The following is a 21,029-nucleotide window of genomic DNA, read 5'->3' on the forward strand; positions in this document are numbered from 1 at the left end:
CCGTATTCCTGGTGTCTACGACGGCGCGTGGAACCGCTGCTGCGCGGCCACCAGTCCGGAGCCCACCAGCTCCTCCACGGCGTCCGCGGCGGCGTCCAGAAGGAAGGGAAGATCCTTGCGCTCGGTGGGGGTGAAATCCTTGAGGACGTAGTCCGCGGTGTCCATGCGACCCGGCGGCCGGCCCACCCCCACCCGGACCCTCAGATAGTCCTTGGTGGCGAGGGCCTTGCTGATGTCGCGGAGGCCGTTATGGCCGCCTTCTCCCCCGCCGAGCTTGAGTTTGACGGTGTTGAAGGGGATGTCGATCTCGTCGTGCACGGCGATCACATGGTCCGGCTCGATGCCGAAGAACCGGCTCAGGGCCGACGTGGCGCCGCCGGAGAGGTTCATGTAGCTCATCGGCTTGGCCAGCAGAAGCTTCGGGCCGCCGATGCCCAGGCGTCCCTCGGCCAGCTGCGCCCGGCTCTTGTGGACGCTGAACCGCGCCCCCATCCGCTGGGCCAGCTCATCCAGGACCATCTGGCCCACATTGTGCCGGTTGCCCGCATACTGCGTCCCCGGATTGCCCAGCCCGACCACCAGCCATGTTTCGCTCACCGGAATATTTTACGTGCCGACGGCACCCTGGACGCACGAAAGGCCGGACCCCAGGGGGTCCGGCCTTTCGCTGCGAAGATCATCCGGCATCAGAGCCGGAAGGATCACTCAGCTGCGGGAGCGGCTTCCTCAGCGGCAGCCTCGTCCTCGGTCTCGGAGACGGTGGCCTCGGAGAGGTTGACCACCAGGGTCTCCGGGTCGCTCAGCAGAACGGAGCCCTTCGGCAGCACGAGGTCGGAGGCGTGCACGTGTGCGCCGGCCTCGCGGCCCTCGATGTCGAACTCGATGGCGTTCGGCACGTGGGTGGCCTCGGCCTCGAGGGAGACGGTGCTGGCTTCCTGGTTGGCGACGACGCCGGGAGCGGCTTCACCGGTGACGTGAACGTGGACGTCCACGGCCACCTTCTCACCCTTCTTGACCGTCAGGAGATCCATGTGCTCGATGATCTGCTTGATCGGGTCGCGCTGGATGTCCTTGACGATGGTCAGGTGCTCGGCACCGTCGATCACGAGGTTCAGCAGGGCGTTCGGGGTGCGGACGGCCAGGGTGGTCTCGCGGCCCGGCAGGTTGACGTGCACGGGCTCTGCGCCGTGGCCGTAGATGACGGCAGGGATCTTGCCTGCGGCGCGGGCGCGGCGGGCGTAACCCTTGCCGAATTCGGTGCGCAGTTCGGTGTCGAGCTTGGTCTCAGACATCTGAGGCTCCTCTCAGTCGGCGGCCGGCGTCGTGCCTTCCCGCGGGAAGGACGGCCTGGCCTGGTGGGCGGCGGGACAAGTCCGGCCACCCGGCGGCCGTGAGGCCGGCCTGGGAGCCCAGGACCCAGTCGATAACGGAACCGCACGAACGGTTCCCTCGCCAAGGTGACGGTCCAGTTTAGCAGGACTCCGGATGAAGCCGGAAAACGCCCGGACCCACGGAATCGTCGGCCACCCACGGATTTTTCCGTGGGTCCGCAACGATTCCGTGGGTCCGGGCGCCGAGGAGGTGAGGATCAGGCCTTGCCGTCGAAGAGGCTGGTGACCGAGCCGTCGTCGAACACTTCGCGGATGGCGCGGGCGATCAGCGGAGCGATGGACAGCACCGTGAGGTTCGGGAAGCGCTTCTCGGCCGGGATCGGCAGGGTGTTCGTGACCACCACTTCGCGGGCGCCGGACTCGGCGAGACGCTGGGAGGCGGGCTCGGACAGCACCGCGTGGGTGCAGGCGATGATGACGTCCTTGGCCCCGGCGTTCTTCAGCACCTGGACGGCGCCGGAGATGGTTCCGCCGGTGTCGATCATGTCGTCGATCAGGACGCAGGTGCGGCCCTCCACCTGGCCCACCACGGTCTTGGAGACGGCCTGGTTGGGGACGGTGAGGTCGCGGCTCTTGTGCACGAAGGCCAGCGGGGCGCCGCCCAGACGCTCGGCCCACTGCTCGGCCACGCGGACGCGGCCGGTGTCCGGGGAGACCACGGTGATGTTGTCCGCCTCGACCTTGGTGCGGATGTAGTCGGCCAGGAGCGGGATCGCCATCAGGTGATCCACGGGGCCGTCGAAGAAGCCCTGGATCTGGCTGGTGTGCAGGTCCACGCTCATGATGCGGTCGGCGCCGGCGGTCTTGTAGAGGTCGGCGACCAGACGGGCGGAGATGGGCTCGCGGCCGCGGCCCTTCTTGTCCTGGCGGGCGTACGGGTAGAACGGGGACACCACGGTGATGCGCTTGGCGGAGGCGCGCTTGAGCGAATCGATCAGGATCAGCTGCTCCATGAGCCAGTTGTTCATGGGAGCCGGGTGGGACTGGATCACGAAGGCGTCCGTGCCACGCACGCTCTCGGCCGGACGGACGTACAGCTCCCCGTTGGCGAAGTCGTAGGCGTCCACGGGAAGAAGGGAGGTGCCGAGTTCGCTGGCGATCTCCTGAGCCAGCTCCGGGTGGGCCCGTCCGCTCGCCAGGACCAGTTTCTTCTCGCCGTGCGCGGTGATTGCGGACATGATTATTCGCCTTCTGTTGTGGGGTCGCTCTGGGTGGAAGTCTGTGCGTCCACGGCCGCCTGCGCAAGTTGCGCGGAAATGCTACCGGGCCGGTTGGCGATCACCCATTCCTGGGCATTGCGCTGAGGTGAGACGTTGATGGCGAGGGCACCGGCCGGGACGTCCTTGCGGATGACCGCTCCGGCGCCGGAGTAGGCTCCGTCACCGACGGTGACGGGGGCGACGAAGACAGTGTTGGATCCGGTCCGGACGCCCGAGCCGATCACCGTGCGGTGCTTCTTCTCGCCGTCGTAGTTCGCCGTGATGTTGCCGCAGCCGATGTTGGTGTCCTCGCCGATCTCCGAGTCCCCGGCGTAGCCGAGGTGGGAGAGCTTGGAGCGGGCGCCGATGGTGACGTTCTTGGTCTCGTAGAAGGCGCCGATCTTGCCCTGCTCCCCCAGGACGGTGCCCGGGCGGAGGTAGGTGAAGGGGCCCACCGAGGCGCCGGCCTTGATCTCGGAGCCGGAGCCGTGCGTGCGCGTCACCTTGGCGCCTTCGCCGATGACCACATCGGTGAGAGTGGAATCCGGGCCGACGACGGCGTCGCGCGCCACCCGCGTGCTGCCGTGCAGCTGGGTGTTGGGCAGGAGGGTCACGTCCTCCTCGAGCTCGACCGTGCCGTCGATCCAGGTGGTGCTGGGATCCACGACGGTCACACCGGCACGCATCCATTCCTCCACGGTGCGGCGGTTCAGTTCGGCGCCGAGCGCGGCGAGCTGGACGCGATCGTTGGCGCCCTCCACCTGCCAGCGGTCCTCGGTGACGACGGCGGCCACGCGGCCCCCGCGGGACCGGGCGATGGCCAGCACGTCCGTGAGGTACTTCTCGCCCTGGGCGTTGTCGGTGGTCACCTCGCCGAGGGCGTCACGCAGGACGGCGGCGTCGAAGGCGTAGATCCCGGAGTTGATCTCCCGGATGGCCCGCTCCTCCTCCGTGGCGTCCTTGTGTTCGCGGATGCCCAGCACGGAGCCGTCCTCGGCGCGCAGGATGCGGCCGTACCCGGCGGCGTCGTCCAGCACGGTGGTCAGCACCGTGACGGCGTTGTCCTGTTCCTGGTGGGCGGCGAGGAGTTCACCGAGCATGGCGGAGGTGAGCAGAGGGACGTCGCCGTAGGTGACGATCACGGTCCCCTCGACCACGCCCGTGGCGTCCAGGGCCGCCAGGCCCTGCTCGACGGCGCGGCCGGTGCCGGGGACCTCATCCTGGTCCACGATCAGGGCGTCCGAAGCGATCTCGGCGATGTGACCGGCCACGAGGTCGCGCTGGTGGCGGACCAGGACGGCCAAACGTTCGGGGTCGATCCCCCAGGCGGCGTCGAGGGCGTGGCCCACCATGGACTTGCCGCCGATGCGGTGCAGGATCTTGGGGGTGCGGGACTTCATCCGGGTGCCGGCGCCAGCCGCCAGGACGATGACTGCAGCGGCGCGGTTCTCGGCATTGCTCACGGATGGAACTCCTCATCTGCGAATCTGACTCGCGGTGTCAGGATGCGCCCGGACTGGCGCCCGAGCTGGTCAGTCATCCGCCTGGCTCACGCCGTGGGATGCCGTTCCGCCCATAGGATTCGAACCTATACTCCAAGGCTCCAAAGGCCTGGGTGCTGCCGTTACACCAGAGCGGACCGTGCCGGAAAGGCCTGGGCCAAGGCCGGACACAAAAGTCCATTCTGCCACGCTGAAAGCCGAGGTGCGAGCTGAGCCGGGGCCCTCCCGGGGCCCGGGCGGCATGGCCCCCGCGCCTCTGCGGGACACGGCCGAAGGCGCCCGGGCCGGACGGGTAAGGCATGATGGAGCGGTGACTTCGGGGAGAAACGGGTGCCGGTGACCAGCAGTGGGCGGACCGGTGTCCGGCGCACCCGGATGGCCGCAGTCGAGCGGCGCGCCCAGCTGACCACGGTGGCCCGCGGCCTGTTCTCCGAGAAGGGTCTGGGTGGCACCAGCATCGAGGAGATCGCGGCGGCGGCCGGTGTCTCCAAGCCGGTGATCTACGAGCACTTCGGTTCCAAGGAGAAGCTGTACACCGCCGTCGTGGAGCAGGAATCCGCGGCGCTGCTGCGGGACATCACCGGGGCGCTGGCGTCTCCCGCTCCCGCGCGGATCCTCCTGGAGCGTGCCGCGCTGGCCCTCCTCGGCTACATCGAGGAGCACACCCAAGGGTTCCGCATCCTGGTGCGGGACGCCCCGCCATCGGACTCGACCGGCAGCTACTCCACCATTCTCGGTGCCATCACACGCCGGGTCACCCACATCCTGGCGGCCGAGTTCGCCCAGCGCGGCTACGCCGAACGGGACGCCGCGCTCTACGCACAGATGCTGGTGGGCATGGTCGCCTCCACGGGTCAGTGGTGGCTGGACGCCCGTACGGCCGACGCCGGCCCTGGGACGACGGCGGCCCCCGGCAAGGAGGAGGTGGCGGCTCACATCGTGAACCTCGCCTGGAACGGCCTCACCCGGCTGTCCGCGGAGCCCGGCCTGCTGGTGAGCCGACCCGAAGATGGCCCCCGTTGAAGTAACGCGAGTGCGTCACCTTGATCTCGTCCAAAGAGCGGGCATTGAGCGACACGATTTCAATGTCGGAGTCGGTCCGCCGGACTTCAAGCTCCAGCCTCCGCTTCAAGGCATTGCGGGAGCCATCTCGCCCTTCAAACGTTTCGAGGTCCTCCAGCTCACCGCTCCTGCGGTTGTACTGGATTACGAAACCAGACATCAGATACTCCCTTCCGATGGATCCACTCTCGACTTGAGCTGATCGAGAAACAGCGTCGTGGTCAACAATCCCGTAAGGATCTTGTATTCCTGATCGTACAGCTCACGTCGTATGCCGACTATGTCAGATCCGACTGCTGCGGGTTCGGCCACACCAGCCCCGCTGTGTCTCTCGATCCTCTCCTCCGCCGCCGTCCGAGCGTGTTCCCACCCAGACAACGTTGACGTCGACATCTTTTGAAGCTTCACCACGACGTCGGCCACCGATGGGTCATCCGGCAGGGATCCGTACCGGATTTCTCGCCCGAACATGTCGGCGAGGGTTTCGTAAGCGTTCGCCCAATGCGCTTGAACCGCGGTTCGGATCTGGACCTCGGCCCGAGCCCTGTACTGTTCCGAGCGAATCCACAGATGGACCGCCCTATAACCGCTGTGGGATCCGTCTCGGAGGTCCTTCACCTTGACTTGCAGATCACCGGTCAGGTTCTCGGTGAGCAGTTGCACTACGTCGTCCTGCTGTCGCAGATTCATGGTGCACTCCAGGCGGACACCTGCAATGTCCTGAACTTTCGGCAGCTTGAGAGTGCGGTCACGCCTGAGCTTCTCTGCCAAAGTGTCGACAGTTTTAGATCTGGAAACGATCAGGGGGACCCGGCTCCCGAGCACGTTGGAGAAATCGAGATCCATCAACCGGCTCTGGATCGCGGTTGCGAAGTCGTTGTACCAGAGCATCACGTCGCCATAGTCCGGCAGGGCTGGTGGAGGTTCGACTCCATCACGCAAGCATGTGCCGAGCCGGCCGAGCGCGTTCACCGACCACGGCATCGGATCCAGATCCATCACGGCCCGCCCTTCCCTCAGATTCCCATGGGGCTAAGCCAACCAGCGAGGACTGACAATATTCATCGCTTCTCATTCACCAAAGACCGAGGCAGTGCCACCACAAGCTGAATTGAACTCGGCACACCGCTCAGTGGTCCTTCGGGTCCATCAGCATGTTGGTGATGCGGGCCGTGGCGAGGAGCCGCCCCTCACCATCCGTGATGAGCACCTGGTACGTCGCGATCCGTGAGCCGGCGTGCAGCGGGGTCGCGGTGGCGATGATCTCCCCGGCACGTGTGCCCCGGTGATGGGTGATGTTCAGATCCACGCCCACGCAAACCTTGCCCCGCAGGCTGGCATGGATCATCCCGGCCCAGGAGCCGGTGGCCTCCGCGAGCGCGGCGCTCGCTCCCCCATGCAGACGACCCAGGGACTGGGTGTTCCCCGCCACGGGCATGGTGGTCACCACACGGTCCGCGGACTGCTCCAGCACCCGGATCCCGAGCTTCTCATCCAGTTCGCCCAGGTGGATGGTCCACGGCTCACGCCTCTCGTCCGCACTCACGCTGCTCCACCTTCCCGGCGCCCGGCCCCCGGGCTGCTAGATTTCAAGGACAAACCGACCGGTCGTTCACGCCGCACCCGCAACGGCCACGCACCCTTCGAGGAGACACTATGACAGCCGAGGCCGCTCCCCGCCGCGGACGCCCGGGGTATGACCGGGCCGCGGTGCTGCGCATCGCCGTCGAGCTCTTCAACGAACAAGGCTACGACGCCACGTCTGTGGCCGATCTGGCCCAGCGCCTGGGACTGTCGAAGTCCGCGCTCTACCACCACTTCGACTCCAAGGAGCAGCTCCTGAGCCTCGCGCTGGAGGAGGCGCTGCACGGGCTCGAAACCGATCTGGAGGAGGCGCTGCGCCAGGGCGGATCCGCGGCCGAATCCCTCAATCTGCTCATCCGGGCCGCCGTGCTGACGCTCACCCGGCAGCAGCCGCAGGTGACGCTGCTGCTGCGGCTGCGCGGCAACAGCCCGGTGGAACTGGCGGCGCTCGAACGGCGCCGGGCCTTCGACGCCCGCGTCACCGCGCTGGTGCGGGAGGCACAGGCCGACGGGCAGCTTCGCGCGGACCTCGACGCCGGGATCGCCACCCGGCTGATCTTCGGCATGGTCAACTCGGTCGCGGAGTGGTACCGGCCCGGGGGCAGCATCGAGCCGGAGCAGCTGGGCCGCGAAGTCATCGCCATCGCCCTGGACGGTCTGCGCCCCCGCTGATCCGCACCGCCCCACATCATTCCGCCGCGTATCACTTCCCTGCACGTCACTCCCCGGTGAAGACCGGACGCTCCCGGGCGAGGAAGGCCGTCACGGCACCGGCGTGGTCCCGCGTCGAGCCGCACCGGACCTGGCCTACGGCCTCGGCCTCCAGTGCGGCGTCGAGGTCCACTCCGGAGGAGGCGAGCAGGAGCCGCTTCGTCTCGGCGAACGCCAGGGTGGGCCCGGCCGCGAGGCCTTCAGCGATGCTCCGGGCGTGATCGAGGACCGATCCCGCGTCCACCGTCTCGCCCGCGATGCCCCAGCCGATGGCCTCCTCGGCCGTGAAGACCCGGGGGAACAGCATGAGCTCACGGGTCCGCGCATCCCCGATGGCGCGTGGCAGCGTGAAGGACAGCCCGGAATCGAACGTCAGCCCGATCCCGCTGAACGCCGTCGCCAGCTTCACCCCGGCGGCGAACACCCGGAAGTCGCAGGCCAGTGCGAGCCCGAGCCCCGCGCCCACACACGTCCCCGCCACGGCCGCGACGACCGGTTTGGGCATGGTCAACAGCGACCGCACGATCGGCGAATAATGCTCGCGGACCGTGCTGAACGCCGCGTCGCCTCCCCCACGGAGGCCTTCGGCGTGCTCGGCCAGGTCCTGGCCGACGGAGAACGCCGGCCCCTCCGCCGCGAGCACGACGGCGCGCACCCCGCCGTCGTCGGCCACCTCGGCCAGGGCGTCCCGCAGCTCCGTCTTGAGCGCCAGCGTGAGGGCGTTGCGCCGCCCGGGCAGATTCAGGGTCACGACGGCGACGCCGCCCTGCCGCTCGACGAGCACGGATCCGGTGGTCATGAGGTCTCCTCGAGGATGGGACGGCCGAGCGAACGGCTCCGGCCACGGAACACGGCGATGACGGTCTCCCCACGGCGCACGGTGACGTCGTAGATCCCGGAGCGGCCCCGCAGGACCACTTCCCGGCCCTCGGCGCGCAGCTCGTCCCCCAGATGGGCGGATTCGAGGAAATCGATTTCGAAGCCGGATGCCACGGTGACCACGTTGTGGGTGTTGCAGGAGAACGCGAAGGTGCTGTCCGCCAGGGTCGCGATGAACCCGCCGTGGCAGATCCCGTGGCCGTTGACCATGACGTCGCGGACCGTCATGCTCAGCACGGCCCGGCCGGGCTCCACCGACTCCAGGGCCATTCCGAGGCCCTTGCTGGCCTGGTCGGTGCTCCACATGGCGTCCGCGCAGGCGCGAGCCAGCTCCCGGCTGTCCGTGACGGTCACCATGAGTAGAACCCCTTCCCGCTCTTGCGGCCCAGCTCCCCGGCCGCTACCTTGTCCCGGAGCAGCTGCGGCGGGGCGAAGCGCGGTCCGAGTTCCCGTTCCAGGTGCTCGGCGATGTTCAGCCGCACGTCCAGGCCCACGATGTCCGTAGTCTTGAGCGGCCCCACCGGATGCCGGTAGCCGAGGGTCATGGCGGTGTCGATGTCCTCGGCACTCGCGACGCCCTCCTCCAGCATGCGCATGGCCTCCAGAGCGAGGGCCACCCCGAGGCGGCTGCTCGCGAAACCGGGGGCGTCCCGGACGGTGATGGCGGTCTTCCCGAGCCCGGCCACCCAGCCTCGGGCCTCCTCCACCAGGGCGGGCGGCGTCTCCTCCCCCACCACGACCTCCACCAGTTCGCTCACCGGCACCGGGTTGAAGAAGTGCAGCCCGATCAGCCGGGACGGGTCCTCCAACGAGGACGCCAGGGCCGTGATGGACAGGGAACTGGTGTTGCTGCCGATGACCGCCCCGGGGGCCGCGCTCTCGATCCGGGCGAGCACCGCCTCCTTGAGGTCCGCCACCTCCGGCACGGCCTCCACCACCAGGCGGCAGCCGGCCAGGGCCGCGGGATCGGTCACGACCGTGACGCTCCCGGAGGCTTCCGTGCCTCGCTCCGCCGACTTCGCGAGGGACGCCGCGATCCGGTCCCGGGCGGAGGCGGCCGAGGACTCGTCGTTCTCCACCACGGTCACCGCGGCGCCTGCGAGCGCGAAGGCGTGGGCGATGCCGCCACCCATCCGTCCGCCCCCGTAAACGCCCACCGTGTCAGGCACGGTCTTGTCAGGAACGGTGTTCATTCCTTCTCCTTGCGTCGGTTCAGGAACGCGGTCATGCGGTCCTGCTTCTCCTGGGTCTCGAAGAGCACCGCCTGTGCCACATTGTCGATCAGGGGGTGGGCTTCCCGGGGCGCGTGGAAGGCCGCCTTGCTCAGCCGCACCGCCAACGGGGCCTGCGCGGCTATCCGGTCCGCCAGGCGGTGCCCGGCGGCCTCCAGGTCCTCCGGCTCGGCCAGCTCGTTGAGCAGGTGGACCGCACGAGCCTCCTCGCCGGTCAGAATGCGCCCGGTCAGGAGGACCTCCTTGGCCAGAGGCTCACCCACCAGCTCACGCAGGCGCCACGCCCCACCCGCCGCGGCCAGAATCCCCAGGCCCGGTTCGGGGTTGCCGATCTTCACGGCGGCCGTGCCGATCCGGAAGTCACAGGCGTAGGCCAGTTCGGCGCCTCCTCCGAGCGCATACCCGTCGAGCAGCGCGATGGTCGGCATCGGCAGGCGGTGGATCCGGTCGAAGATCCCGGAGTTGATCCCGGCCAGGGCATCCGTGAGACGCCGCTCCCGCAGCTGGGCGATGTCCGCGCCGGCGGCGAACGTGCCACCGGACCCGATCAGCAGCGCCACCCGGGGTTCGCGTTCCAGCAGGGCGCACGCCTCGTGCAGTGCGTCGACCATCGACTGGTCGATCGCGTTGCGGACCTCGGGCCGGTTGAGACGGATCAGGATGCGGTCCGGGCGCTCCTCGATCAGCAGCGGACCGTCCGTCCGCGGGGCGCTCATGCCCGCTCCAGCAGGAGCGCGGAACCCTGTCCGACGCCGACGCACATGGTCGCGAGGCCGCGCCGGCCGCCGTCGTGCTCCAGACGGCTGAGCAGGGTGAGGGCGATCCGCGCGCCGGAGCAGCCCAGCGGATGCCCGAGGGCGATGGCCCCGCCCCAGGCGTTGACCTTCTCCTCGTCCAGTCCCAGCTCGCGGATGCAGGCGAGGGACTGGGAGGCGAAGGCCTCGTTCAGTTCCACGGCGTCCAGTTCGTCCACGGTCCAGCCGGAGCGGTCCAGGGCCTTGCGGCTGGCGGGCACGGGGCCGATGCCCATGATGTCGGGGGCCACGCCGGCGTTGGCGCCGCCCACCACGCGGGCCCTCGGTGTCAGCCCCTGCGCGAGCGCGAACCGCTCGCTGACCAGGACCACCGCGGCCGCGCCGTCATTCAGGGAGCTCGAGTTGCCCGCCGTGATCACGCCGCCGGGGCCGTGGATGGCCCGCAGCGCCGCGAGCTTCTCCGCGGTCGTGTCGGCCCGGGGACCCTCGTCCTGCGCGAAATCCCCCACCGGCACGATCTCCCGGGCGAAGAGGCCATCCCGCTGAGCGGCGAGGGCCCGTTCGTGGGAGCGGAGGGCGAACGCGTCCAGCTCCTCCCGGTTCAGGCCCCAGCGCTCGGCCACCCGCTCGGCGGTCTGCGGCATGCTGAGGGTGGTGTCCGCGTCGAAGCGCGGGTTGGTGAAGCGCCAGCCGATCGAGGTGTCCCAGCTCTCCCCCGGCTTCGCCCACGCGCGGGACGGCTTGCCCGTCACCCACGGCGCACGGGTCATGGACTCCACCCCGCCGGCCACGACGACGTCGGCGTCCCCCGCGGCGACCATCTGCCGCGCCGTGGTGATCGCCGTCATCCCGGAGGCACACAGCCGGTTGACCGTGAAGCCGGGGACGCTGTCCGGCAGCCCGGCCAGCAGCACCGCCATCCGGGCCACGTTCCGGTTGTCCTCCCCGGCCTGGTTCGCCGCGCCGAGGATGACCTCGTCGATCGCCTCCGGGTCCACGCCGCTGCGTTCGACCGCGGTGCGCACCGTCAGCGCGGCCAGATCGTCCGGCCGCTCTCCGGCCAGGGCTCCGCCGTAACGGCCGATCGGGGTGCGGACCCCGTCGAGAAGGAAGACCTCGTTCATCGTGCTCCTGTCGTGTTCCGGATGGTTGCAGGGGGGCGGGCTCTGGGGTCGAGCGGCTCAGGCGTCGAAATCCACCATGAGTTCGTCACTCACCGGATAGCTCTGGCAGGTGAGGACGAAGCCCGCCTCGATCTCCGCGGGTTCCAGGGCGTAGTTGCGGACCATGTCCACCTCTCCCCCGCAGAGCTTGGCCCGGCACGTGCCGCAGACCCCGCCTTTGCAGGCGAAGGGCAGGTCGGTCCGGACCAGCTGGGCCGAGTCCAGCACGGACATGTCGCGCTGCATCGCCGTGGTGGTGGTGCGGCCGTCGAGGACCACGGTCACCTCGCTCGTGACACCCTCGGCCACGCGGTCGGCGTGACGGAGCTGCGGCGGGGGCTCGTCCACGTAGAAGAGTTCGAAGTGGATCCGTTCCTTCGGGACCCCCAGTTCCGCGAGCACCTGGCGGGCCTCCGTGAGCATGGCGAACGGCCCGCAGAGCCACACGTGGTCCATGTCCCGCACGGGCACCAGCTCGCCCAGGAGACGCCGGAGCCGTTCCGCGTCCAGCCGCCCGGAGAACAGTTCCACGTCGCGGGGTTCACGGGAGAGCACGTGGATGAGGTCCAGCTGCCGGTGGTACTCATCCTTGAGGTCCGAGAGCTCCTCGGCGAACATCACGGAATTGGTGGTCCGGTTGCCGTACAGCAGGGTCACTTCAGAGTCCGGGTGCGTCAGAATCGTGGCCGCGATCGAAAGCATGGGCGTGATCCCGGAGCCGGCCGCGATGCAGAGGTGCCTGCCGGACTGCTGCGGATCCGCCCGGAAGCTCCCGCTCGGGGGCTGAACCTCGACGGTGTCGCCGGGCCTGACCTGGCGCACCAGCCAGGAGGAGAACAGCCCGTCCGGGATCTCCCGCACGCCGATCCGCGGCGCCGTGCCAGCCGCAGAGCAGATCGAGTAGGTCCGGCGGTGCTCCACGCCGTCGATCATGCGGCGGAGGGTCAGCGACTGGCCGGCGTCGAAGGCGAACAGCTCGCGGAGGTCCTCCGGCACGGCGAAGGTGACGGCGGCCGAGTCATCCGTCAGGGCCTCGACCGAGGAGACCGTGAGGGTGTGGAAGGCCGTGCGGCTCCCGGTGTCCGGGTCGGCGGTGAGAGTCATGTCAGATCTCCTTCACGTGGTCGAAGGGCTCCAGGCAGGTCCGGCAGCGGTACATGGCTTTGCAGGCCGTGGAGCCGAACTCGGAGCTGAGTTCGACGTCGGCGCTCCCGCACTGCGGGCAGTGGACCGCGCGCCGGGTCGGCAGGAGGCTGATGGCCACGGGGCCACTGCGGCGGGGCGCGGCCCCCGGGGGTGAGATCCCGGCGGTGGCGAGGGCGGCGCGGCCTTCGGGCGTGATCCAGTCCGTGGTCCATGCCGGTTCCAGGGCCACCCGCACCCGGGCCTCCTGCAAGCCGGCGTCCTGGAACTCGCGCAGCAGATCGTCACGCATCGCGGCCATGGCCGGGCACCCCGAGTAGGTGGGGGTGATCGCGGCGACCACGGCGCCGTCGTCGTCCACCGCGATGTCCCGCAGGACACCCAGGTCGATCAGCGTGAGCATGGGCAGTTCGGGGTCCACCACGCGGGCGGCCGCGGCCCAGGCCCGGTCGAGCGTGTCCATGCCGGTCACCAGCGTCCCTCCGGGTGGGCGCGGGCCACCACCTGCATCTCGGCGAGCATCCTGCTCAGCGCCTCGGTGTGCACGCCGTCCCGGCCCAGGCGGCCCTGGACCCCGGCCAGGGATCCACTCGGCGGCGGGGAGACCTCGCTCGCCTCGAACACCCGCTCCAGGACGTTCAGCACCTCGTCCCGCACCTCGGCGGGATCGACGCCGGCGCCGGCCTCCGCGAGGGACCGCTCCGCGGCGTGCGCGGTGAACAGTTCGCCCGTGAAGGGCCAGAGACCGTTCAGCGCCGCGAGCAGGCGGCTCCGGGATTCGTCCGTCCCCTGCGCCAGGACCAGGAACCAACGGCCCACGTAGTCCCGGTGGTAGCTGAGTTCCTTGACGCCCTTGGCGGCCACGGCGGCGAGCACGGCGTCCCGGCTGCGGCTCAGACGCTCGAAGAGGGCCAGGCGCCAGGTGGCGAAGAGCAGCACCCGGGCGATGATCTCGGCGAAGTCCCCGGTGGGGACCTCGGCGAGCCGGACGTTGCGGAAGTGCTGATCGTCCCGGAAGTAGGCGAGCCGGTCCTCGTCGGGCACCGGGGAGCCTTCCGGCAGCACCGGCACGATCGACGGGTCCGCGGCGGCGGCGCGTGCCAGCAGCAGGCGGGCCTGGCCGAGGAGGTCCAGGGCGATGTTCGCCAGCGCGATGTCCTCCTCCAGGTCCGGGGCGTTGCTGCACCACTCGGAGAGACGCTGGGAGAAGACGAGGGCGTCGTCGCCGAGCATCAGGCAGTACGCCGCGAGCTCCGCGGGGTCCACGCCGTCCGGAACGGTGGTGTCGACGCCGGCGAGGGGGTCCTCGAAGTCGGTCCCGAAAGCCCAGTGGGCATCGTTGACCAGGAGTCCGGCGTAGGCGTTGTCATGCTCGCCTTCGGGCTGGATGTGCACTTCGCTCATGAGCTGTCCTCCTCCCCTCACATGTGAGGGACGTTGTCCGGGATCTCGTAAAAGGTCGGGTGGCGGTAGGCCTTGTCGCCGCTGGGGGCGAAGAGCGGGTCCTTCTCCTCCGGGCTGGAGGCGATGATGTCCGCGGACGGGACCACCCAGATGCTCACCCCTTCATTACGCCGGGTGTAGACGTCCCGCGCATGGCGCAGGGCCATCCGGCCGTCCGGGGCGTGCACGGAGCCGACGTGAACGTGGTTCAGGCCGCGCTTGCCGCGGATGAACACCTCGTACAGCGGCCATTCGGCGCGGATCTCCTCGTTCATCGCTGAGCCTCCTCGGCTGCCTGGGCTTCCTTGCCTGCCTGGGTCTCCTTCTCCGCGAAGGCCAGGGCGGCCTCGCGCACCCACGCGCCGTCGTCCCAGGCCCGCTTGCGGTGCGCCAGCCGCTGAGCGTTGCAGGGGCCGTCGCCCTTGACCACGGACCAGAACTCGTCCCAGTCGGGCTGGCCGAAGTCGTAGTGCCCCCGCTCCTCGTTCCAGCGCAGCTCCGGGTCCGGGAACGTCACACCCAGGGCTTCGGCCTGCGGGACGGACATGTCAACGAACTTCTGGCGGAGCTCGTCATTGGTGTGGGTCTTGATGCCCCAGGCCATGGACTGCGCCGTGTTGGGCGAAGAGTCGTCCGGCGGACCGAACATCATCAGCGCCGGCCACCAGAAGCGGTTCACGGATTCCTGCACCATGGCCCGCTGTTCCTCGGTGCCGCGCATCATGGTCATGAGGAGTTCGAAGCCCTGGCGCTGGTGGAACGACTCCTCCTTGCAGATGCGGATCATCGCGCGGCCGTACGGACCGAACGAGGTCCGGCAGAGCGGCACCTGATTGCAGATCGCCGCCCCGTCCACGAGCCAGCCGATCGTCCCCACATCGGTGTAGGAGAGGGTCGGGTAGTTGAAGATGGACGAGTACTTCTGCTTCCCGGAGATCAGGAGCTCGGTCAGCTCGTTCCGGGAGATGCCGAGGGTCTCGGCCGCGGAGTAGAGGTAGAGTCCGTGCCCGGCCTCGTCCTGGACCTTGGCCAGCAGGATCGCCTTGCGGCGCAGGGACGGCGCCCGGCCGATCCAGTTCCCCTCCGGCTGCATGCCGATGATCTCCGAATGGGCATGCTGGGCGACCTGACGGATCAGGGTCTTCCGGTAGGCCTCGGGCATCCAGTCCCGGGGTTCGATCCGGTCCTTGTGGCCCACGATGGCTTCGAATTCCGCCTCAAGCTGCGGCTCGGCGACTGCGGATGACATGGCACCTCCTGGAGGGTTCGCTCTATTTACTGACCGAACATTCTGTACTACTGTGGCACACGACACACCGCCTGCGCAATGGTCCCGGAAGGGCCGCAACAGGGCACGTCGAAAGCATCGCCGGATCACGAGAGGACCTCCCATGAGCCCATTGCTGGAGAGCTACGCCGCCGGACACTGGTTCCGGGCCGAAGACGCCGGGAAACCCCTGCTGGACGCGGTCACCGGCCAGGAAGTGGCCCGGGTGTCCACCACGGGACTCGACTACGCCGCCATGGTGCGCCACGCCCGCGACGTCGGAGGACCGGCCGTGCGGAGGCTCACCTTCCACGAACGGGCTCTGCTGCTCAAGGAACTGGCTCTGCACCTCGGCGGGCTCAAGGACGAGTTCTACGCCCTTTCCTTCCGCACCGGCGCCACCAAGCGCGACTCCTACGTGGACATCGACGGCGGGATCGGCACCCTCTTCTCCTACGCGAGCAAGGGCCGCCGCGAACTGCCCAATGACACCGTGATGCTCGACGGCGGCCTGGAACCGCTCAGCCGCAACGGCACCTTCGTGGGCCAGCACCTCTACACCTCCCGCACCGGCGTCGCCGTGCAGATCAACGCCTTCAACTTCCCCGTCTGGGGCATGCTCGAAAAGCTCGCCCCGGCGTTCCTGGCCGGCCTGCCGAGCATCGTGAAGCCCGCCAGCCAGACCGCCTACCTCACCGAGGCCGTGGTCCGCCGCATCATCGAGTCCGGCATCCTGCCGGAAGGGTCGCTGCAATTGGTCAGCGGCTCCGCGGGTGATCTGCTGGATCAGCTCGGCGAACAGGACTCGATTGATTTCACGGGCTCCGCGTCCACCGCCGACCTCCTGCGCCGCCACCCCGCCGTGCTGGAACGCGGCGTGCGGCTCGGCGTGGAGGCCGACTCGCTGAACTGCTCCATCCTGGGCCTGGACGTCACACCCGAGGACCCGGAGTTCGACCTCTTCGTCAAGGGCGTCGTGGCCGAGATGACCGTCAAGGCAGGCCAGAAGTGCACGGCGATCCGCCGGGCGATCGTGCCCGAATCCCAGGCGGACGCGGTGATCCGGGCGATCAGTGACCGGCTGGCGAAGACCGTGGTCGGCGATCCGGCTGACGAGTCGGTGCGCATGGGCGCCCTGGCCAGCCTGGAGCAGCGCGACGAGGTCCGGAAGGCGATCAACGAGCTGCGCCGCGGGGCCGACGTCGTCTTCGGCGATCCGGACCGGGTGGAGACCGTCGGCGCCGACGCCGAAGCCGGCGCGTTCCTCTCCCCCGTGCTCCTGAAGGCGCACGACGGCGCGAGCGAACCCCACGAGGTCGAGCCCTTCGGTCCCGTGAGCACGGTGCTCACGTACCGGACCACGGAGGAGGCGATCGCCCTGGCGGCGCGCGGCAAGGGCAGCCTGGCGGCGTCGCTCGTGACGCACGACCCGGCGATCGCCCGCGAGGTCACGCTGGGCCTCGCGCCCTGGCACGGCCGCGTGCTGGTGCTCGACCGCGACGACGCCGGCGAGTCCACCGGGCACGGCAGCCCCCTGCCGGTGCTGGTCCACGGCGGTCCGGGGCGCGCGGGCGGCGGCGAGGAGCTCGGCGGCATCCGCGGCGTCCTGCACCACATGCAGCGCACCGCCATCCAGGGTTCACCGGACATGATCACGGCCATCACCGGACGATGGACCACCGGTTCCCGGCGTGAGGTGGGCGAGGTGCACCCGTTCCGGAAGAGCCTGGCGGAACTGAAGATCGGGGACGGCATCAGCTCCGCCTCCCGCACGGTGACGCTGGAGGACATCGACCACTTCGCGGAGTTCACGGGCGACAGGTTCTACGCCCACACGGATCCGGACGCCGCGGCGGCCAACCCGCTGTTCGGCGGGATCGTGGCGCATGGCTATCTGGTGGTTTCGCTGGCGGCCGGCCTGTTCGTGGAGCCGAACCCGGGGCCGGTGCTGGCCAACTTCGGCGTGGACCACCTGCGGTTCCTGACCCCGGTGAAGGCCGGGGACTCGATCGCTGTGGACCTCACGGTCAAGCAGATCACGCCACGGAACTCCGCCGACTACGGGGAGGTCCGCTGGGATGCCGTGGTGCGGAATCAGGACGGCGAGGTCGTGGCGACATACGACGTCCTGACCCTCGTGGCGAAGGAACTCACCCCCGCCGGACGCTGAGGCGGGGCCGTGGGAAGATGATCCGATGCACGCTCAGGAGACACTGGAGGTCCGGAAACCAGACCGGAAACCGACCGCTCGCGAGCCCTACACCCTGGACCGGCTGCTCGACGTGGCGGTGCAGGTCTTCACCGAGCGCGGCTACGACGGCACCAGCTTCCAGCACCTCTCCCAGGCGTCCGGGCTCTCCAAATCCTCGATCTACCATCACATCGAGAGCAAGGAACAGCTCCTCCGGCTCGGCTTGGAAAGGGCGCTCGAACCGCTCATGGCCACGATCGGCGAGGCGGAAGCCCGCGGTGGTCCGGCGATCGACCGCCTGCGTTTCCTGATCCAGCGCAACATCGAGATCCTGACGGACCGGCTCCCCTATGTGACCCTGCTGCTGAACGTGCACGGCAACACCGCCACGGAACGCTGGGCCCTGGAGCAGCGACGGGCTTACAACCGGGCCGTGGCCGAGGTGGTCCAGGAAGCCGTGGACGAGGGCAGCCTGCGGGCCGATGTGGACGCGAAGACCACAGCCCGCCTGGTGTTCGGCATGATCAACTCGGTGCGCGAGTGGTACCGCCCCGAGCGCGACGGCAGTGGAGCAGTGGACGACGGCGCGGGGCAGAACGACGACGCAGCACTGAGCGACGGCGCGGGGCAGAACGACGGCGCCGCCCTGAGCGACGGCGCAGGCCGGCTGGCGGACCAGGTGCTGTCGCTGCTCCTGGACGGGATCCGGGCGCGGTAGGCACCTGCCGACCGGCCGGATGGCGGCCGGCGGCGGTGGCTCTGGCTACGCGTCGCCGTCGACCTTGCACTTTCTCGGGTTTCCGGGCGTTCAACCCCGAGAAAGTGCCATCTCAACCCGGGATTCCTGTTCCGCAAGGGGTGCCGCGATCAGCGACTCGGTCGTAGCATGACGAGTATGACCGCATCGCGGAAGTTCAATTGGCTCGCCTACGTCGTGAGCATGGGGCTGTTCGCCGTGTCCTGGGGGCCACTCGGTTTCGTCAGCGGCTTCCTGCTCGCCTGCGTGGGATTCGCCGTCGTCGTGCTGTGGAGGAGGACCTCCCGCCGCCGGAGCGCGGCCGGACATCACACCCCCTAGCGCTCCCGGGACGCCGGCTGGCGTTGACCTTGCACTTTCTCGGCCTTCCCGGCTTCCAGGCCCGAGAAACTGCGATCTCAACCGCGGTGTGCCGGCTCCACGAGCCCCCGGACCAGGAGCACTTCGCTCCCCGAGGCCAGCAGGGCGACGGCACCCCGCAGGTCCACCAACGCGAACCCCGCCGCACCGCGGACCGCAGGAACCACTGCCGATGATCCGTCGCGGAGGTCCACGAGCCGCTGCCGCCCTTTCCAGTCGCCGGTGCGGAAGACGGGCGTGAGGATGGCGGCCGTGCCGTCCGAAGTGAAGCGGGCGCGGATGCCGTGTTTGCCCGGCATCTTCTTCCACCCGCTCTCCTCGTACAGCCGCCGCACGACGTGGCCATCACCGTCGAGCTCGGCCAGCGTGAAGAAGTCGGAGCCGTACTTGAGCAGGCTCATGGTGTCGCTCCCCTGGGCCGCGGCGTAGCGGGTTCCGGCGACCTCGATCACGTCACCGACGATCGGCGCCTTCGCCCCTCCCAGCGCGGTCGAAGTCCGTCCGCCCGCCATCGGGAACTCCTTGCCGTGCAGCATCACCGCCTCATCCCACGCCGGAACGCCGTCCACGATGCGGAGCGTGGCGATGGTCCGGGCATTCTGGAACGCCACAGGATCGGCCAGGATCACGTTCCAGGAGCCGTCCGCCGCCGGGCGCGCAATGCCTCCCACAGTGAACTGACGGCCATGCTCGGCCTCAGCGTGTCCTCCCGGCCCGCGATCCCCACCGTCTCAGCCGAATTGAGACCGCCGCCGGTCAGCACCGCCGTCACGTCATCCACGAGCACGACGACGCCGTCCGCACCGCGGTCGACGATCACCGGCTGGGCGCCGAAAGCGCCCTCCGGAAACGGAATGCTTGTCACCTCACCGGCCGTCGTCACCTGGACGAGCGCCATCCCGAAGACACCATCGTTCTGCATGGTGACGATCCCCAGCGCGGACCCGTCCGCGCGAAGGCAGACCGTCGGCGGATGAGGAAAAGCAAGCGACCCGTCCCCCAGGCCGACACGAGTGATGATCTCCATGCCCTGAAACTACCAGCCGCGCACGCTACCTCTTCGGGCGGCTGTCCACGATCCGGCGCATCTTGCCGTTGGAACGCTCCATGCTCCCCGGAATCACGACATCCACGGCCACCGTGACGCCGATCTTGCTCTTGACCAGCCGCTTCAATGTCATCGCCGCAGCGTGCGCGGCCGCGGGGGTGACGCCGTCGCGCTGTTCGACCCGGACCGTCAGCTCGTCCAGCATGCCCTGCCGCGAGAGGTGGCACTGGAAGTGCGGCGAGAGCTCCGGAGTATGGAGGATCAGCTCCTCGATCTGCGTGGGGAAGAGGTTCACGCCGCGCAGGATGATCATGTCGTCCGTGCGGCCGGTGATCTTCTCGATGCGGCGCATGGTCCGCGCGGTCCCCGGCAGGAGACGGGTCAGGTCGCGGGTGCGGTACCTGATGATCGGCATGGCCTGCTTGGTCAGGGACGTGAACACGAGCTCGCCCTCCTGGCCTTCCGGCACCGGCTCCAGGGTGATCGGGTCCACGATCTCGGGATAGAAGTGGTCCTCCCAGACGGTCAGCCCGTCCTTGGTCTCGACGCACTCACTCGCCACGCCCGGACCGATCACCTCGGACAGGCCGTAGATGTCCACGGCGTGCATGTCCAGGCGTTGCTCCATCTCGTGGCGCATGTCATTGGTCCACGGCTCCGCCCCGAAGATGCCCACCTTGAGGGACGTGGAGCGTGGGTCGATGCCCTGACGCTCCATCTCCTCGATGATCGCGAGCATGTAGGACGGTGTGACCATGATGATGTCCGGCTGGAAATCCTGGATGAGCTGCACCTGGCGCTCGGTCATCCCGCCCGAGACGGGCACGACGGTGCAGCCCAGGTGCTCGGCGCCCGCGTGTGCGCCCAATCCGCCGGTGAACAGGCCGTAGCCGTAGGCGTTGTGCAGCATGTCCCCGGGGCGGCCGCCCGCCGCCCGGATGCTGCGCGCCATGACGGTGGCCCACATGGCCAGATCGTCCTTCGTGTAGCCCACCACGGTGGGACGTCCGGTGGTCCCCGAAGAGGCGTGCACACGGGCCACCTGCTCGCGGGGCACGGCCAGCATCCCGAACGGGTAGTTCTCCCGGAGATCGGCTTTGGCGGTGAACGGGAAGCGGGACAGGTCTTCCAGGGAAGTCAGGTCCTCCGGGTGGACCCCGGCTTCGTCGAACGCCTTCCGGTAGTGCGGCACGTTCTCGTAGGCGTGCCGGAGTGTCCATTTCAGACGGTCCAGCTGCAGCACCCGCAGCTCGTCGACGGAGGCGGTCTCGATGGGGTCCAGTTCCTCGGGACGCGGAGTCAGGTCCTGCATGCTTCACTCCTTCAGCTCAGGGGCGCGCAG

The 21,029-nt window shown here is 69.1% G+C and carries 24 protein-coding genes and 1 tRNA gene; 5 read left to right on the forward strand and 20 right to left on the reverse strand.

Annotation, left to right across the window (positions count from 1 at the left end; translation table 11 throughout):
* Window positions 1–15 precede the first annotated feature (15 nt).
* The 5 genes from pth to AB4Y75_RS08975 all read right to left on the reverse strand — a co-directional run bounded on the left by pth (window position 16) and on the right by AB4Y75_RS08975 (window position 4,229).
* Window positions 16–597, reverse strand: coding sequence for an aminoacyl-tRNA hydrolase (pth, locus tag AB4Y75_RS08955; protein ID WP_441435519.1), 582 nt, complete (start codon window positions 595–597; stop codon window positions 16–18).
* A 104-nt stretch (window positions 598–701) separates the two neighbouring features.
* A complete protein-coding gene (locus AB4Y75_RS08960) occupies window positions 702–1,292 on the reverse strand; it encodes a 50S ribosomal protein L25/general stress protein Ctc (protein WP_441435520.1) in 591 nt (196 codons plus the stop codon).
* 296 nt (window positions 1,293–1,588) lie between these two features.
* Window positions 1,589–2,569 (reverse strand): ribose-phosphate diphosphokinase, encoded by a 981-nt coding sequence (locus tag AB4Y75_RS08965; RefSeq protein WP_066216800.1) that lies wholly within the window; start codon window positions 2,567–2,569, stop codon window positions 1,589–1,591.
* Window positions 2,570–2,571: 2 nt separating this feature from the next.
* Window positions 2,572–4,053, reverse strand: coding sequence for a bifunctional UDP-N-acetylglucosamine diphosphorylase/glucosamine-1-phosphate N-acetyltransferase GlmU (gene glmU / locus AB4Y75_RS08970; RefSeq protein ID WP_441435521.1), 1,482 nt, complete (start codon window positions 4,051–4,053; stop codon window positions 2,572–2,574).
* A 104-nt stretch (window positions 4,054–4,157) separates the two neighbouring features.
* Window positions 4,158–4,229 (reverse strand) — tRNA-Gln (locus AB4Y75_RS08975).
* 238 nt (window positions 4,230–4,467) lie between these two features.
* Between AB4Y75_RS08975 and AB4Y75_RS08980 the strand changes: the two genes are divergently transcribed.
* Entirely contained in the window at window positions 4,468–5,115 is a 648-nt protein-coding gene (locus AB4Y75_RS08980) for a TetR/AcrR family transcriptional regulator (RefSeq protein WP_441435774.1), read from the forward strand.
* Window positions 5,116–5,313: 198 nt separating this feature from the next.
* Here the strand turns inward: AB4Y75_RS08980 and AB4Y75_RS08985 are convergent, their stop codons facing one another.
* Complete coding sequence (locus AB4Y75_RS08985; RefSeq protein ID WP_441435775.1) at window positions 5,314–6,153, reverse strand: hypothetical protein; 840 nt, start codon at window positions 6,151–6,153, stop codon at window positions 5,314–5,316.
* 130 nt (window positions 6,154–6,283) lie between these two features.
* Window positions 6,284–6,700, reverse strand: coding sequence for a PaaI family thioesterase (locus AB4Y75_RS08990; protein ID WP_441435522.1), 417 nt, complete (start codon window positions 6,698–6,700; stop codon window positions 6,284–6,286).
* 110 nt (window positions 6,701–6,810) lie between these two features.
* Here AB4Y75_RS08990 and AB4Y75_RS08995 point away from each other — a divergent pair, with 110 nt between their 5' ends.
* Window positions 6,811–7,410: a TetR/AcrR family transcriptional regulator gene (locus tag AB4Y75_RS08995; RefSeq protein ID WP_441435523.1), complete on the forward strand. Its 600-nt coding sequence runs from the start codon at window positions 6,811–6,813 to the stop codon at window positions 7,408–7,410.
* A 46-nt stretch (window positions 7,411–7,456) separates the two neighbouring features.
* Here the strand turns inward: AB4Y75_RS08995 and AB4Y75_RS09000 are convergent, their stop codons facing one another.
* From AB4Y75_RS09000 to paaA, 10 genes are read right to left on the reverse strand one after another with little or no spacing between them, the layout of a single operon-like run.
* The gene (locus tag AB4Y75_RS09000) at window positions 7,457–8,248 is read right to left on the reverse strand and encodes an enoyl-CoA hydratase/isomerase family protein (protein ID WP_441435524.1); all 792 of its coding nucleotides are present in this window, start codon (window positions 8,246–8,248) and stop codon (window positions 7,457–7,459) included.
* Window positions 8,245–8,685 (reverse strand): hydroxyphenylacetyl-CoA thioesterase PaaI, encoded by a 441-nt coding sequence (gene paaI / locus AB4Y75_RS09005; RefSeq protein WP_441435525.1) that lies wholly within the window; start codon window positions 8,683–8,685, stop codon window positions 8,245–8,247. The genes AB4Y75_RS09000 and paaI overlap by 4 nt, the downstream gene beginning before the upstream one ends.
* The gene (locus AB4Y75_RS09010; RefSeq protein WP_441435526.1) at window positions 8,679–9,521 is read right to left on the reverse strand and encodes a 3-hydroxyacyl-CoA dehydrogenase family protein; all 843 of its coding nucleotides are present in this window, start codon (window positions 9,519–9,521) and stop codon (window positions 8,679–8,681) included. The genes paaI and AB4Y75_RS09010 overlap by 7 nt, the downstream gene beginning before the upstream one ends.
* Complete coding sequence (locus tag AB4Y75_RS09015) at window positions 9,518–10,276, reverse strand: enoyl-CoA hydratase/isomerase family protein (protein ID WP_441435527.1); 759 nt, start codon at window positions 10,274–10,276, stop codon at window positions 9,518–9,520. Before AB4Y75_RS09015 ends, AB4Y75_RS09010 begins: the two co-directional genes overlap by 4 nt.
* Window positions 10,273–11,439 (reverse strand): thiolase family protein, encoded by a 1,167-nt coding sequence (locus AB4Y75_RS09020; RefSeq protein WP_441435528.1) that lies wholly within the window; start codon window positions 11,437–11,439, stop codon window positions 10,273–10,275. The genes AB4Y75_RS09015 and AB4Y75_RS09020 overlap by 4 nt, the downstream gene beginning before the upstream one ends.
* A gap of 57 nt (window positions 11,440–11,496) precedes the next feature.
* On the reverse strand, window positions 11,497–12,582 hold the full coding sequence (paaE, locus tag AB4Y75_RS09025; protein ID WP_441435529.1) for a 1,2-phenylacetyl-CoA epoxidase subunit PaaE: 1,086 nt from the start codon (window positions 12,580–12,582) through the stop codon (window positions 11,497–11,499).
* Between the two features lies 1 nt (window position 12,583).
* The gene (gene paaD / locus AB4Y75_RS09030; protein WP_441435530.1) at window positions 12,584–13,084 is read right to left on the reverse strand and encodes a 1,2-phenylacetyl-CoA epoxidase subunit PaaD; all 501 of its coding nucleotides are present in this window, start codon (window positions 13,082–13,084) and stop codon (window positions 12,584–12,586) included.
* A 5-nt stretch (window positions 13,085–13,089) separates the two neighbouring features.
* Window positions 13,090–14,025, reverse strand: coding sequence for a 1,2-phenylacetyl-CoA epoxidase subunit PaaC (gene paaC / locus AB4Y75_RS09035; protein WP_441435531.1), 936 nt, complete (start codon window positions 14,023–14,025; stop codon window positions 13,090–13,092).
* A gap of 17 nt (window positions 14,026–14,042) precedes the next feature.
* Window positions 14,043–14,339: a 1,2-phenylacetyl-CoA epoxidase subunit PaaB gene (paaB, locus tag AB4Y75_RS09040; RefSeq protein WP_441435532.1), complete on the reverse strand. Its 297-nt coding sequence runs from the start codon at window positions 14,337–14,339 to the stop codon at window positions 14,043–14,045.
* Window positions 14,336–15,313, reverse strand: a complete 978-nt coding sequence (gene paaA, locus AB4Y75_RS09045; RefSeq protein ID WP_441435533.1) for a 1,2-phenylacetyl-CoA epoxidase subunit PaaA — start codon at window positions 15,311–15,313, stop codon at window positions 14,336–14,338. The genes paaB and paaA overlap by 4 nt, the downstream gene beginning before the upstream one ends.
* Before the next feature lie 142 nt (window positions 15,314–15,455).
* Here paaA and paaZ point away from each other — a divergent pair, with 142 nt between their 5' ends.
* The 3 genes from paaZ (at window position 15,456) to AB4Y75_RS09060 (ending at window position 18,600) form a co-directional block, all read left to right on the forward strand.
* The gene (gene paaZ / locus AB4Y75_RS09050; protein ID WP_441435534.1) at window positions 15,456–17,501 is read left to right on the forward strand and encodes a phenylacetic acid degradation bifunctional protein PaaZ; all 2,046 of its coding nucleotides are present in this window, start codon (window positions 15,456–15,458) and stop codon (window positions 17,499–17,501) included.
* Window positions 17,502–17,526: 25 nt separating this feature from the next.
* On the forward strand, window positions 17,527–18,240 hold the full coding sequence (locus AB4Y75_RS09055; RefSeq protein WP_441435535.1) for a TetR/AcrR family transcriptional regulator: 714 nt from the start codon (window positions 17,527–17,529) through the stop codon (window positions 18,238–18,240).
* Between the two features lie 177 nt (window positions 18,241–18,417).
* A complete protein-coding gene (locus tag AB4Y75_RS09060; protein WP_441435536.1) occupies window positions 18,418–18,600 on the forward strand; it encodes a hypothetical protein in 183 nt (60 codons plus the stop codon).
* A 77-nt stretch (window positions 18,601–18,677) separates the two neighbouring features.
* On the opposite strand, the gene AB4Y75_RS09065 is transcribed toward AB4Y75_RS09060, so the two are convergent.
* From AB4Y75_RS09065 to paaK, 3 genes are read right to left on the reverse strand one after another with little or no spacing between them, the layout of a single operon-like run.
* Window positions 18,678–19,310: a hypothetical protein gene (locus AB4Y75_RS09065; protein WP_441435537.1), complete on the reverse strand. Its 633-nt coding sequence runs from the start codon at window positions 19,308–19,310 to the stop codon at window positions 18,678–18,680.
* Window positions 19,265–19,666: a hypothetical protein gene (locus AB4Y75_RS09070; protein ID WP_441435538.1), complete on the reverse strand. Its 402-nt coding sequence runs from the start codon at window positions 19,664–19,666 to the stop codon at window positions 19,265–19,267. Before AB4Y75_RS09070 ends, AB4Y75_RS09065 begins: the two co-directional genes overlap by 46 nt.
* 25 nt (window positions 19,667–19,691) lie before the next feature.
* The gene (paaK, locus tag AB4Y75_RS09075; protein WP_441435539.1) at window positions 19,692–20,999 is read right to left on the reverse strand and encodes a phenylacetate--CoA ligase PaaK; all 1,308 of its coding nucleotides are present in this window, start codon (window positions 20,997–20,999) and stop codon (window positions 19,692–19,694) included.
* Window positions 21,000–21,029 lie beyond the last annotated feature (30 nt).

Origin of the sequence: Arthrobacter sp. RAF14, from assembly GCF_052114185.1 — a bacterium.
Lineage (GTDB): Bacteria > Actinomycetota > Actinomycetes > Actinomycetales > Micrococcaceae > Arthrobacter_E.